Raw genomic sequence first — 14,672 nt, forward strand, 5'->3', positions numbered from 1 at the left:
AATACCCCCATAATCAGGATATGATATTTAACCTGATATGGAAAGTGATTTCACTCACACCAACTGAAAAAGTCCTGTGGTTTGTTAAATAGAAAAAGCACTCATTTCTGAGTGCTTTTAAGAAATGCGTAAACGCCTTGGTGAGTACCGACAAGCGATGAAACTGGATAATTCTCAAAGTGAGATCATACTTTATCACTAAAGTAAGACTGGTCTTCGTTATGGACCACTACTTTATTCTTGCCTGACCCCTTTGCTTTATAAAGAGCCTGGTCTGCCCTTTTGAACACGGTCTTGGTCGTATCCTCCTGTCCCCTGACCCATGTGGATACACCGCATGATACAGTGACATTGGGGTTCGTATGTTTTTCAACTTTTTCTACCAGCCTATTCGCAATCATGACACCCGTATCGAGAGGTGCTCCTGGCAAATAAATCGCCAGTTCCTCCCCACCCCATCTGGCACCAATGTCTGTTCCGCGAATGTTTTTCGCAATCTGGCGGGCCAGCTGATTGAGAACCTCATCCCCAACCTGATGACCATACTGATCATTAACACTTTTAAAGTTATCAATATCAATTAAAATAAAAGTTCCCTGTTGATCTTCAAGCATGGAGAGATTCATTTTGTCATCCAAATATCCTCGAGAATACAGCTTCGTCAAATGATCCGTCACAACCATTTTCTCCAGCTCTTCACGCAGCATGGAATTAGTAAAAGCTAAAGTTGAATGATGAATAAGAGACTGGAGCAGCTTGAACGTATCAAACGCAAAGTGATAAGGCTCTTCATGCATGACAAGCGCAAATCCCTTTAATTCCCCGCTCTGGATCATCGGGACACCCATAATCGAGTGGAAGTGCAAGGAAGAGTCTTCGCTATCAGTTGAGATATCTCCAATGAACAATGGTTCCATATCCTGCTTGATTCGTTTTGCCATCCTCAATATATAGTTGGAAGCATCCATTGAAAAGAAAAAGCTAGTGCTGCCCTGGAGAACTGAATAGTCATCATGGTCTTCGTCAAGCATGATGAAACCGACTTCCTGAGCGTTAAAGGATTTGATGATTTGTCCGCAGATAAACCTCATCGTATCTGTCAGGCGCAAGCTTGTATTCAATTGATGCGAAGTTTCATTGATCAACTGCAAGTCGGCAATCAATTTCCTGGATTGCTCATAAAGCTTGGCGTTCTCCAACGCACTGCCCGCTGTATTGGCGAGCAGCTTGATGAACTCAACTTCATTTTGTGGAAAAACAAGTGAGTTTGGGGCAATGACCTGCAAAACTCCGTAAACACCCTGTTTTCCTTTTAAAGGTGCGTACATGATTGAATTTTTTTCTGTGACAGAGTCCTCGAACTGGATCTTCCCACTTACATATGACTGCATTGCAGTCAGGTTATCACTATCGTATTCAAGGTCTTTTACCGGCAATCCTCCATATCCCTTATGGTCATGAGACAAAAGAAGGTAATAGGTAAAAGAGGGATATACCTCTCTTAGTGTGGAAATGATTTCACCAAGCACGGCATCCATATCCATCGTCGAATGGAATTTCTTCGTCACCCTGAATAATTGCTTATATCTTTTTTCTTCCTCCATCGTATCGGCCAGGCTTCGCACCTTCTCAATAAACACATTGCATTCATAAGAAAGCTTATTGAAGAACCGGTCTGATAGCCGGCTTAGTGAACCACTGGTGATTTGAAAACCAAACAGCCCCTTTGGTTTTTCATTAGCCGCCATGACAAGCAAGAGTTCGTATTGAGGCAAGGATTCTGGATTTTTAAAGAAGGAATAGTTTTTTTGGGCTAATTCACTTACCAGACAATCGGAAAAAGTTCCCGTCACTCCGTCATTAATTGATAAACGAGTTGAAGCCTCCAGGAACATCCCCGGTTTCCATTCTTGGCAGCTGTAGAAATCGACCTCATCGGCTTTCAGGAGTTCTTTTAAAATAGCCAACATTTGCGAAAGAACTTCTGAGAAAGAAAAAGATAATCTGCCAGTGCTGATCAAATCAAAATATCGGCTTTTCAGTTCTAATATAATTTCGCGTTCTAATAATTCTTCCATATATATCACCTGTTTTAAAATCACTTAACAGCGATTTGTAAGTAGCTGTTTGGACAGGCAGCAGCCTGAATAAACTAAAATGATTCATCACGTGGCAAGGTAATATCCAAATATTTGAAAAATACAACAATTACTATTCATTATATCATAGGCCTAGTAAAATAGTATGATATAAAAGACAAACTTTTTAGGTAAAGAAACGAGATCATAATTGCATTATTTTAAATATGTCCTTGACTTTATAGCAACATAAATTATATAATACTCTTTGTGTAAAATATCGCAGCCTATGTGATCTACATTATGTATGTATTTTGTTCCTCGAACAATGTTTGATGGTGTATCTCGTAACCCGCTGCTGCTAGGGCGAAGGTACATGAAAACAAAATACCCATAAATGATTAATCACAATCTGTTTTTATTTTACAAAATAAAAACTAAGGAGGAGTCATTCATGGCTCGTTATACCGGCCCAAGCTGGAAACTATCCCGCCGTCTTGGAATTTCACTAAGCGGTACAGGTAAAGAATTAGAAAAACGCCCTTACGCACCAGGTCCTCATGGTCCTAACCAGCGTAAAAAATTATCCGAATACGGATTACAATTACAAGAGAAGCAAAAGCTTCGTCACATGTACGGAGTTACTGAGCGCCAGTTCCGTAACTTGTTCGACAAAGCAAGTAAAATGCCTGGTAAGCACGGCGAAAACTTCATGATTCTTCTTGAAGCTCGTTTAGACAACGTTGTTTACCGTCTTGGTCTTGCTCGCACTCGTCGTGCAGCTCGCCAGTTAGTAAACCACGGCCACATCATGGTTGATGGCGCACGCGTAGATATCCCATCTTACCGCGTAGCTCCTGGTCAGACAATCACACTTCGTGAAAAGTCTCGTAACCTTGATGTTGTTAAAGAAGCAATCGAAGTAAACAACTTCGTACCTGACTTCTTGACTTTCGACGCAGACAAGCTAGAAGGAACTTTCACTCGCATGCCTGAGCGTTCTGAACTTCCAGCTGAAATCAACGAAGCTCTTATCGTTGAATTCTACTCTCGTTAATAGAGTGCTTAAAAAACCCCAGCCGATTTGGCTGGGGTTTTTGTTTTGGATAAAAACTGTTGCAGCCGAAAAACTGGAGAACCAATGCACGACAAGATCGTTTATCCTTATTACTAAATGCTCTTTTTGAGTAAAATTATACATATCGCGGAATTATGATTGATTTCCGCGGAATACCTGGTGAATTTCGCGGGATTCGATTGTAGTTTCGCGGAATTCATCCAAAGTTTCGCGGAATTGTTTAGTTGGCAGGGTGAAAATGAAGAAAAAAACAAATTCAGCAACGTAATATTATCGCCCAGGATAAGTAAAACAGCCTTCCTGACCGGGAAGGCTGTTCTTTCATTAGTATTTGATCATAAAGTACTTCTTTTTGCCGCGGCGGACGATCGTGAACTGTCCTTCGATCTTGTCTGCGTCGCTAAGGACATATGCAGTATCAGTTACGCGTTCACCATTCAGGGAGACTGCTCCGTTTGATACATCTTCACGTGCCTGGCGCTTGGATGGCGAGATTTTCGCCGCAACCAGCAAGTCGACTAATCCTTGTTCACCTTCCCCTTCTACTGTAAAAGAAGGAACATCTTTGAAGCCTTGCTTGATTTCATCAGCGCTTAGGTTTTTAATGTCGCCGCTGAAAAGTGCTGCTGAAATCCTGATTGCCTGCTGAAGGGATTCTTCACCATGAATCATGCGTGTCATTTCTTCAGCAAGGGCTTTTTGAGCCTTGCGAAGATGTGGTTCTTCCTCAACCGCTTTTTCCAGCGCTTCGATTTCTTCTTTTTCTAAGAAAGTAAAGAATTTCAAGTACTTCACGACATCGGCATCAGCTGTGTTGATCCAGAACTGGTAGAACTCGTATGGAGATGTTTTTTCCGGGTCAAGCCATACAGCACCGCTTTCTGACTTTCCAAATTTTGTTCCGTCTGCCTTCGTTACAAGCGGGATTGTCAGACCAAAAGCCTTGGAGCCTTCTGCAGACATTTTACGAATCAATTCAAGTCCTGTTGTGATATTACCCCACTGGTCGCTTCCACCAATCTGCAGCTTGCAGTCGTGTTTTTCGTATAAGTGGTAGAAATCCATTGCCTGCAGGATTGTGTAAGTGAATTCCGTGAATGAAATTCCTGTTTCAAGTCTTGAAGCGATTGTATCCTTTGCCAGCATGTAATTCACGCCAACATGTTTTCCGAAGTCACGCAGGAATGTAACAACATCCATGGACCCAGCCCAATCGTAGTTGTTGACCATTAGTGCGCCATTTTCACCTTCCACACTGAAAATTTGCTCAAGCTGCTTTCTGATGCCATCTACATTCACTTGAACTTGCTCGAGTGTCTGCAGTTTACGCTCCTCACTCTTGCCGCTTGGGTCGCCAATCAAGCCAGTAGCTCCACCGACAAGAACAATTGGACGATGCCCCGCATTTTGGAAACGGCGCAGTGTCAGGAACGGAAGAAGGTGACCGATATGCATGCTGTCCGCTGTTGGATCGACTCCGCAGTAAAGAGAGATTTTCTCCTTTGAAAGCAGATCCTTCATTCCCTCTTCATCTGTTTGCTGATAAATAATCCCGCGCCACTCGAGGTCTTTTAGTAATTCCATCTTTTCTTCCTCCATTCAAGTATATATTTCTGAACCGGATTTCCACGAAATAAAAAACGCCCCTGCAATAAATGCAGGGGCGCTATATGCGCGGTACCACCCGGCTTGAAAACAAAATAAAAAATGTCTTCCACTCAATAAAATAACGGTTAAACCGGCCGCGGCTACTGAAGAACTTGTTCACTGCGGCGCTCGGGGAGGTAATTCATCCTTCTGTTTGTACCGGCTCACAGCGGCCGCCGGCTTTCTGGAACATTGACAGAAGCACTACTAATTCCCTTCACAGCTTTTACTATAAAGTTAATAAAGCATTTTTACCATAAAGCGATAGATGTTGTCAAATTCGACACTAATTTTCAGAAAAATTAACATTAGCATCTATTCGACAGCCTGATTGTGCTATAATATATGTGATTTTAGGGGGAATGATATGAATGCATGAAGGAAAACAGGCTTGGAAAGAGAAGCTTAAATCCTTTGGTGCTTTTTTTACGAATAAAAAGACCGTAAAAGGAGCCAGGATTACTTATTCGGTTGTCTGGAACATGCTGTTGTTATTGATCATTGTGCTAGCCCTCGGTGCTGGATTTGCCGGAGGAACAGGTGCAGGTTATTTTGCATCCCTTGTCAAAGATGAACAAATCAGACCTTATGAAAATATGAGGAAAGATATTTACAACTATGAAGAAACATCGGATTTATATTTTGATAACGATGTTTATCTTGGCAAGCTCCGTACGGATTTGTACCGTGAGGAAGTAAAGCTTGATGATATGTCGAAGCATTTGGTAAATGCAGTAGTCGCAACAGAAGATGAGTACTTTTACGAGCATGATGGCGTCGTTCCAAAAGCAATCATGCGTGCACTTTTCCAGGAGGTTACAAACTCAGCGACATCCTCCGGGGGAAGTACATTGACACAGCAGCTCATCAAGAACCAAATCCTTACCAATGAAATTTCCTTCGAACGTAAGGCGAAAGAGATTCTGCTCGCCCTGCGTCTCGAAAAATTCTTTGATAAAAAGGAAATCCTTGAAGCCTATTTGAACGTTGCGACTTTTGGCCGAAATGCGAACGGCAGCAACATTGCCGGTGTTCAGGCCGCAGCAAAAGGAATCTTTGGAAAAGATGCGAAGGACCTGACATTGCCTCAGGCCGCTTTTATCGCAGGACTTCCACAGAGCCCGTTCGGATATACTCCTTTTAGCAGCGACCATGGCAAGCTAAAGGACCCGGCCGGACTGGAACCAGGCCTGTCAAGGTACAAGACAGTCGTCACACGTATGCATGGAGCAGGTTTCATTTCCGAGGAAGAGTTCAAAGATGCGATTAACTATGATATTACCAAGGACTTTGTAAAAGAGGTTCCTAGTGATAATACCGTTGAGCAATACCCGTTCTTAACTTTTGAAATTGAGAAACGCTCTGTCCAGGTCCTTGCGAAAATCCTTGCTGAACGCGATGGATATGAAATTGAGGATTTGAATAAAGACGAGAAACTGTTGGCAGAGTATCATGCACTTGCAGACCGTGACCTCCGTCAGAATGGTTATAAGATTTATACGACAATCAATAAAGAAATTTATGAAAAAATGCAGGAAACAGCAAAGAACTATGCTTATTATGGCAGCGATAAACCACAGGAAGTTCCAGATCCGGATGATCCGAACAAAAAGATCGTGGTTCAGGAGCCTGTTGAAATTGGCGCTTCCCTGATTGAAAACAAGACCGGAAAAATCATTAGTTTTGTCGGAGGCCGCAACTTCAAGCGTGAACAGATCAATCACGCTACAAGTGCTCCAAGACAGAACGGTTCCACGATGAAGCCGCTCCTTGTCTATGCACCTGCAATGGAGCTTGGGAAATTGCATCCTGGTTCTGTACTTCCAGACGTCCAAGTGTTTTTAAATGGACCGGGGAAGGCTTGGCCTAATAACTATGATATGAGGTACAGCGGGTTGACCTCTGCAAGACATGCATTGACGAAGTCTTATAACGTTCCGGCTGTTCTCGCATATAAGAGCATCATCGGCCAAAGGCCAGCGAATTTTCTTGATAAAATGGGTTTTTCCAATTTGCATAAGGATGATTATGAAAACTTATCCACATCAATTGGTTCCTTGCGAGGCGGTGTCACTGTTGAAGAGAATACCAACGCATTCGGTACATTCGCAAATGGCGGGAAATTCATTGATGCTTATATGATTGAAAAGATTGTTGATAAGAATGGGAATGTTATTTTTCAGCAAAAATCAGAACCGGTGGATGTTTTCAGTCCGCAGACTTCATATCTTACAATCGATATGATGCGTGATGTTATCAACCGCGGAACAGCAACTGCGGTAAAGAGCAGACTAAAATTCGGATCTGATTGGGCTGGTAAAACAGGAACTGGCCATGAATATATTGACTCATGGTTTGTGGCAACCAATCCTAATGTCTCTTTCGGTGTCTGGCTTGGGTATGACACACCAAAACCATTGGAAAGAAAATATAACGGACTTACCTATGGTGTAAGAACCCAATACATCTGGGCAGACCTGATGAATGACGCCTATTCCGTAGCACCTCAGCTAGTCGACCCAGAAGAACGCTTCAAAATGCCTGGCGGAATCGTAAAGAGATCTTATTGTGCAGTGTCTGGATTGCTGCCTTCAAGCGCTTGCTCTAAAGCAGGACTTGTTGAATCTGATTACTTTATTGCAAAATATGCACCATCTAAAATTGATGACAGCCTTGTTGAAAACAAATTCGTTACCGTTGGTGACAAGCGCTATATCGCACTTGATTCAACACCATCTGAATTTACGGACACTGGCGTGATCCTGAATCCAGAATATATGGAAAGCATCATCGGCCATAAGATAAGAGACCCGCAGCAGCTTATCCCTAAAAAGGATGCATGGAACAAAATCCTCGTTGCGGATGATAAGCTGAGTGAAAATGGCAAGACTCCTGCAGCACTGGGAATCAAGCTTTCAGGAAAAACAATCACCTGGGGCAAACACCCTGAAAATGATATTGTCGGTTATCGAATCTATAACAATAAGAAAAAGGTCGGCAGCATCAAGGCAGGAGCGGAACTAGCATTCAATGTTGGAGACGGCTCATTCTATGTCACGGCTGTCGATATAGCTGGAAAAGAATCAGCACCATCCAATATCATTGAAATCGGCCAAAAGCCAGAGCCTAAGGATCCGCCAGAAGATCCAAAACCAAAAGATCCGCCTCCAACTGATCCTAAACCAAAGGATCCTCCTAAGCCACCTCCACCACCACCTCCTGGAGATGGAGACGGTGAAGGTGATGGAAACGGCGATGGGAATGGAAATGGTAATTAGTTTATAATAAATAAAACGATAAAAAAGTAAATAGCACGGTATTAACAGTCCAATTCGAACCTGAATTGGACTGTTTTTTTATGCCAGTACTGTCATTCTGCAAAAATTCTTATGTTAAAACATGCTTGGCTGTAAAATCAGAAATACAAATTTGGAAATTTACGCTAAACTTATGCAAGGACAATTATTGGCTTTATCATTTTCATCGAAAAATAATGAGGTGATGAATTGGGATTTTATTATTTTATAATTCTTTTTATCGGAATTTTTCTTGTTTTAAGAGCAGGGTTATATTTCTTGGCCTGATGGGTATTTTGTTTATTGGGTTATCATTATACTTATTTACACCTGGTAGTTCTGATACGATCGCTGAACTTTTGGGAATGAATAAATAGATTTCATGAACTTCTTTGTTGATTTATAGTTGTAATTTGCACTTTAAAACATTTTTACCAGACGCTAAAAAAGCGTGAAACCAAGTTTCACGCTCTTTTTCATGTATTCTTTTAATCTTCCATTGTAGAAAGGTCGCCAGTTGGGAGATCAAGTTCCCAGGCCTTCAATACACGGCGCATGATCTTACCGCTTCGTGTTTTCGGCAGCTTATCACGGAATTCGATTTCACGCGGCGCAGCATGTGCAGCAAGTCCTTTTTTAACGAATTGGCGAATCTCTTCGATCAATTCATCGGACTGCTCATAACCGTCACGCAATGCGATGAACGCCTTGATGATTTCACCGCGGACTGGGTCTGGTTTGCCAATGACACCAGCTTCAGCAACTGCAGGGTGTTCAACCAGCTTGCTTTCGACTTCAAATGGTCCGACACGCTCACCAGAAGTCATGATGACATCATCAATTCGTCCCTGGAACCAGAAGTAGCCATCTTCATCCATATATGCTGAGTCACCGGACACGTACCAGTCACCAGGCATGAAGTAAGACTCATACTTCTGAGGGTTGTTCCAGATTGTATGCATCATTGATGGCCAGCCCTTTTGGATCGCCAAATTCCCCATTCTGTATGGAGGCAATTCGTTGCCCTGATCATCGACAATCGCGGCTTTTACTCCTGGGATTGGTTTACCCATTGATCCAGGCTTGATTTCCATGCTTGGATAGTTACAGATTAATTGTGCCCCTGTCTCAGTCATCCACCATGTATCATGGATGCGCAGGTTGAACACTTTCATTCCCCATCTAACTACCTCTGGGTTAAGGGGTTCACCGACACTCAGGATATGGCGAAGTGAGCCAAGGTCGAACTTCTTTACAACCTCATCCCCCGCACCCATCAGCATCCTGAAAGCTGTAGGGGCACTGTACCAGACAGTCACTCCGTACTCTTCAATCATTTTATACCATGTCTCTGGATTGAAACGTCCGCCAATGATTACATTAGACGTTCCTGCTAGCCATGGGCCAAAAATCCCGTATGAAGTTCCTGTTACCCAGCCTGGATCCGCTGTGCACCAGTATACATCTTCTTCTTTAAGGTCAAGTACCCATTTGGCAGTCTGATAATGCTGGATCATCGCATTATGTACATGGAGCACTCCTTTAGGCTTTCCAGTCGATCCGGAAGTGTAATGTAGAATCAGCCCATCCTTGCGGTCAACCCACTCGATATCAAGCTTCTTGCTGGCTTCAGCTAGCTTTTGCTTGAAATTAACATACTTGTTGTTTTCCTCAATATTGTCGCCTACAAGAAGTATATGCTTCAAGTCAGGGAGTTCATCTACAGGAACACGCTCAAGAAGCTCAGGCGTCGTTACCAATACCTTTGCGCCGCTGTCCTGCAGTCTGTCACGGACAGCACCTTCCATGAATGCTTCGAAAAGTGGACCTACAATCGCGCCTAGCTTGACCGCCCCGAGAACAGCAAAATACAGTTCTGGAGAACGAGGCATGAAAATGAACACGCGGTCCCCTTTTTCCACATCCGCATAAGTTTTAAAAACATTGCCAGCTTTATTGGTGAGGTCCTTCATCTCTTTAAAAGTATATTTTTCCTTGCGCACCCCATCCTGATAATATAGCGCAATTTTATTTTTCCTAAATCCTTCGGCATGGCGGTCGATTGCTTCATAAGCCATATTGACCCTGCCTGTTTCAGACCAGGAAAACTCTTTCTCCGCTTCACTCCAATCAAAGTGCCCATGAAGCTCCTGATAATTTTTCAAGTTATGATCCCCTTGTGTAACTGGTAGCGCTTCCACTTTCATGTATCCATCCCCCTTGGCTTTATATTTAAAATCCATTATAGTACAAAAATTCGATTTTCTCAATTTTTAAAATATTAGTAGAAAATAAAGTGCTTATTAAATAAGAAAAGTTTCATTACGTTTATTTCTATTACAAATACGCATCGCTTTATGGGGGAGTTTCGTATATATATATTGTTGAAAATATCAGTGTTCTAAAGCAGTTTTCTTTTATAAAAAATTCATATTCAAATACAGAAAATTTTGTGAAAGCGCTTTTATCTGTTAGATTTTATGTATAATAGAATTATCGTTTGAATTGTTGACGGGTGGTGACTGAATGGAACATAAAAAGACTTATAACGCAAAAGAATTAAAAACTCCTCATGGCCGTTTGATCATTGAAGGCCCGATTTCTCCGGAAAAACTGGCAAGCTATGAATTCCACGAAGATTTGGTGGCATTCCGTCCCCCTGCCCAGCAGCACAAGGCATTGGTTGAGATTGCCGGCCTGCCGGAGGGAAGGATCATCGTAGCGCGCTCAGGTCATATGATTGTGGGCTATGTTACTTATCTCTATCCTGATCCGCTTGAAAGATGGTCTGAAGGAAAAATGGAAGATTTAATAGAACTTGGTGCAATCGAGGTCATTCCTGAATTCCGCGGCAGCCGAGTCGGCAAGAATTTGCTGATGGTTTCCATGATGGATGACGCGATGGAAGATTATATCATTATCACAACTGAATACTACTGGCATTGGGACCTAAAAGGAACCGGCTTGAATGTTTGGGAATACCGTAAAGTCATGGAAAAAATGATGAATGCTGGCGGTCTAACCTGGTACGCGACAGATGATCCGGAAATCAGCTCCCATCCAGCAAACTGTTTGATGGCGCGAATCGGCAAAAGAATTCCGCCGGAATCTATCCAGCAGTTTGACCAGCTAAGATTTATGAACCGTTTTATGTATTGATGATATTTTAGATACCTCATCATTCAAGGAGGAAGGAACCATGATCGTCGAGGAAATTATGAAAAGGGATGTCACGACACTTTTTCCTGAAAATACAATTGCGGATGCGATCAAGCTAATGGCGGATAAAAAGATCCGCCATATCCCAATAGTGAATAAGGACGAGGGCGTAATCGGTCTGGTATCAGACAGGGATATCAAGGATGCCGCTCCATCCGTTTTCCATTGGGATGAGCATAAAGGTGAACTCGAGAATCCAGTCAAATCGATTATGACGACTAATGTGATCACTGGACATCCTCTCGATTTTGTCGAGGAAATTTCGGCAGTTTTTTATGAACATAATATTAGCTGCCTGCCAATCACAAAGGATAAGAAGCTGGTAGGTATCGTCACTGAAACTGACCTGCTCCATACCCTCGTTGAGCTTACAGGCGCACATCAGCCTGGTTCGCAAATTGAAGTCAAAGTACCAAACAAAGCAGGAATGCTTTGTGAAATCGCATCTGTTATCAGCATGAGGAAAGCCAATATTCAGAGTGTGCTCGTATACCCTGACCAAAAGGATGAACGTTATAAAATTCTCGTTGTAAGAATCCAGACGATGAATCCAATCGCGGTGATTGAGGACTTGAAAAAGGCCGGACATCACGTACTCTGGCCGAACCTTCCGGGTGTTTCATCATGAGCGATCGCTCTGTATTTGTCTTTTCAGAAGAGCTGCTGAATTATCGATTCAGCAGCCACCATCCTTTCAACCAGATGCGGTTGAAGCTTACGCTGGATTTGCTGCGTAAAATGGGGGCAATGGATGAAGAACATATTGTTGCGCCTCGGATGGCAACGGATGAGGAACTTCACCTCATTCATGACCCCAATTTTGTAAACGCTGTTAAGCTTGCTGGCCAGGGAAAGCTTAAGGGTGAATCCGCTGAAGGATATGGACTGGGAACGGAAGACACACCGATTTTTGCCAATATGCATGAAGCGAGCGCTTTGCTGGTTGGGGGCACCCTGACAGCAGTGGATTATGTCATGACCGGCAAAGCCAACCACGCACTTAATCTGGGCGGCGGCCTGCATCATGGCTTCCGTGGAAAAGCATCAGGATTCTGTATTTACAATGACAGTTCTGTCGCAATAAAATACTTGCAGAAAAAATACAATGCACGCGTTTTATATGTCGATACTGATGCCCATCATGGAGACGGAGTTCAATGGTCATTTTACGATGATCCAGATGTATGCACTCTTTCGATTCATGAAACGGGACGCTACCTTTTTCCAGGGACAGGAAATGTGAATGAACGCGGCCAGGGCAAAGGCTATGGATATTCTTTCAATATCCCTGTCGATGCCTTCACAGAGGATGACTCCTGGCTCGATGCCTACAGACAAGCAATGATGGAAGTGGCAGAGTTTTTTAAACCGGACGTGATACTCACTCAAAATGGTGCAGATGCTCATTATCTTGATCCATTGACCCATTTATCAGCTACGATGCAAATTTACCGGGAAATCCCTAAGCTTGCACATGAAGTCGCCCATAAATATTGCGGCGGGAAGTGGATTGCTGTAGGCGGCGGAGGCTACGATATTTGGCGCGTTGTGCCAAGAGCCTGGTCATTAATCTGGCTAGAAATGATTGAAAACTCAAACTGTTATGGCAGCTTGCCGCAGGAGTGGATAGAAGAATGGAAGAATCAAGCACCTGTGGAATTGCCACAGCAGTGGGACGATCCTGAAGATTTATATCCGCCTATTCCGCGTAAACCGGAAATCACCGAAAAGAATGCCCAGACAGTGGAAAAAGCCTTGTATCCAATCCGCTCAAATAAAAAATCTGAAACTGTGTAAATTTGAAACCGGGAGATTATGTCCCGGTTTTTTGTGTGGTTTTTTAATAAGCGAGAGAGTTTGATTAGGATACCGGAAAAGGTAGTTCGAAGCGGTATTTATAGAGTTGGTCCAATTAATTTGAAAAGTGGCCGAATTAATTTGAAATGTGGTCGAAAAAATGGAAAAATTGATCGAAATATTTTAATTTGTGGTCGAAATAGTTGAAGGAAGTGCTCGATACAATACATTTGTGGTCATATTAACTGAAAAAATGGCTGTTATTTCATTAGAAGCTTATATATTTGAATCTTTGGTCGGCACTTTTCATTATAATGGTCAATTTCTTCCTTCAAACACATGATTTTGACAATTATCTCGTTGATTTCAGTCTTAATAGCTTTAGCTGGCTTCATTTCTCTATAAAAAGCCCCTTGCATCGTAAAATGCAAGGGGCTACTCTGTTATTTCGTAGATTTTCTGTTCTCGATTCGGTGCGGCAAGACGACGATATTCTCATCAACGTTTTCTTTGTTCATATATTTTGTCAATAAGCGCATCGCAACTGCTCCGATATCGTATAAAGGCTGGACAATCGTTGTCAACTGCGGACGTACCATTAGGGTAAGCCTTGTGTTGTCCGAAGCGATTACCTCGAAATCCTCAGGCACGCTGTAGCCGCGGTCAAATGCACCATGGATTACGCCAAGTGCCATTTCATCTGATCCGACAAGGATTGCTGTTGGCTTCTTATCAAGCTCAAGGATTCTTTCAATAGCCTCGAGTCCTGAATCATACGTATAATCCCCTTCGACAACAAGCTCTTCGTTATATTCGATTCCAGCATCTTTTAATGCGCGCTTGTATCCTTCAAGCTTTTTATCCTTGTTGATTGGCTCTAGCTGTGGTCCAATTACGAATGCGATTTCTTTATGGTCTTTTTCAATAAAAGTAGAAACAGCATCGAATGTTGCCTGCTCATAATCAATGTTGACTGATGGAATTTCACCTGTTTCTTCGATCGAACCAGCTAGGACGATTGGTACCGGGGACTTCTTGAATTCCTCAACATGCTCGGCCTTAATATTGCCGCCCATGAAAACGATTCCGTCTACTTGTTTGCCGAGCATGGTATTTAACAGATGCAGTTCTTTTTCAATATTTTGGTCAGAGTTGCTCAAGATAATATTGTATTTGTACATTGTAGCAATATCTTCGATTCCCCTTGCCAGCTCAGCAAAAAACGGGCTTGCAATATCGGGTATGATGACTCCGACAGTCGTCGTCTTTTTGCTTGCCAGTCCGCGTGCAACAGCATTCGGGCGGTATCCAAGACGATCGATAACCTCCATGACTTTCTTCCTTGTAGCTGGCTTTACATTCGGGTTCCCATTGACAACACGTGAAACCGTTGCCATTGAAACGTTCGCTTCCCGTGCAACATCATATATTGTAATATTCATCTATTTCACTCCTTCAGGTAATAAACGGCGCTTTTCAGTTAGTTTACAGCAAAAATTGCCACAATAATCATTTTTTAAGTTTGTGATTATATGTACAAGCATAATTATGTTATTA

Annotated in this window: 9 protein-coding genes and 1 other annotated feature; of the genes, 5 read left to right on the forward strand and 4 right to left on the reverse strand. The window is 42.6% G+C overall.

The window, feature by feature from the left end:
- Nucleotides 1–185: 185 nt before the first annotated feature.
- Nucleotides 186–2,078 (reverse strand): sensor domain-containing diguanylate cyclase, encoded by a 1,893-nt coding sequence (locus tag DYI25_RS12415; RefSeq protein WP_213369128.1) that lies wholly within the window; start codon nt 2,076–2,078, stop codon nt 186–188.
- Between the two features lie 454 nt (nt 2,079–2,532).
- On the opposite strand from DYI25_RS12415, the gene rpsD reads away from it, so the two are divergent.
- The gene (rpsD, locus tag DYI25_RS12420; RefSeq protein WP_041965450.1) at nt 2,533–3,135 is read left to right on the forward strand and encodes a 30S ribosomal protein S4; all 603 of its coding nucleotides are present in this window, start codon (nt 2,533–2,535) and stop codon (nt 3,133–3,135) included.
- A gap of 345 nt (nt 3,136–3,480) precedes the next feature.
- On the opposite strand, the gene tyrS is transcribed toward rpsD, so the two are convergent.
- Nucleotides 3,481–4,740 carry a tyrosine--tRNA ligase gene (gene tyrS / locus DYI25_RS12425; RefSeq protein WP_213369130.1) on the reverse strand — a complete coding sequence of 420 codons (1,260 nt, stop codon included), beginning with the start codon at nt 4,738–4,740 and terminating at the stop codon, nt 3,481–3,483.
- A gap of 72 nt (nt 4,741–4,812) precedes the next feature.
- Nucleotides 4,813–5,033: a binding site (T-box leader), on the reverse strand.
- 141 nt (nt 5,034–5,174) lie between these two features.
- Between tyrS and DYI25_RS12430 the strand changes: the two genes are divergently transcribed.
- Nucleotides 5,175–8,081, forward strand: a complete 2,907-nt coding sequence (locus DYI25_RS12430; protein WP_213369132.1) for a transglycosylase domain-containing protein — start codon at nt 5,175–5,177, stop codon at nt 8,079–8,081.
- Between the two features lie 506 nt (nt 8,082–8,587).
- Here DYI25_RS12430 and acsA read toward each other — a convergent pair.
- Complete coding sequence (acsA, locus tag DYI25_RS12435; protein ID WP_213369134.1) at nt 8,588–10,306, reverse strand: acetate--CoA ligase; 1,719 nt, start codon at nt 10,304–10,306, stop codon at nt 8,588–8,590.
- Nucleotides 10,307–10,625: 319 nt separating this feature from the next.
- Here acsA and DYI25_RS12440 point away from each other — a divergent pair, with 319 nt between their 5' ends.
- Genes DYI25_RS12440 through DYI25_RS12450 form a run of 3 tightly spaced genes read left to right on the forward strand, consistent with a single transcriptional unit; the run spans nt 10,626 to nt 13,115 of the window.
- Nucleotides 10,626–11,258 (forward strand): GNAT family N-acetyltransferase, encoded by a 633-nt coding sequence (locus tag DYI25_RS12440; RefSeq protein WP_213369136.1) that lies wholly within the window; start codon nt 10,626–10,628, stop codon nt 11,256–11,258.
- Nucleotides 11,259–11,298: 40 nt separating this feature from the next.
- Nucleotides 11,299–11,946, forward strand: a complete 648-nt coding sequence (locus tag DYI25_RS12445) for an acetoin utilization AcuB family protein (RefSeq protein WP_213369138.1) — start codon at nt 11,299–11,301, stop codon at nt 11,944–11,946.
- Nucleotides 11,943–13,115, forward strand: a complete 1,173-nt coding sequence (locus DYI25_RS12450; RefSeq protein WP_213369140.1) for an acetoin utilization protein AcuC — start codon at nt 11,943–11,945, stop codon at nt 13,113–13,115. The genes DYI25_RS12445 and DYI25_RS12450 overlap by 4 nt, the downstream gene beginning before the upstream one ends.
- Before the next feature lie 443 nt (nt 13,116–13,558).
- On the opposite strand, the gene ccpA is transcribed toward DYI25_RS12450, so the two are convergent.
- Nucleotides 13,559–14,557 carry a catabolite control protein A gene (gene ccpA / locus DYI25_RS12455; protein WP_213369142.1) on the reverse strand — a complete coding sequence of 333 codons (999 nt, stop codon included), beginning with the start codon at nt 14,555–14,557 and terminating at the stop codon, nt 13,559–13,561.
- Nucleotides 14,558–14,672: the final 115 nt, after the last annotated feature.

Origin of the sequence: Mesobacillus boroniphilus (assembly GCF_018424685.1) — a bacterium.
Classification (GTDB): Bacteria; Bacillota; Bacilli; order Bacillales; family Cytobacillaceae; genus Mesobacillus; species Mesobacillus boroniphilus_A.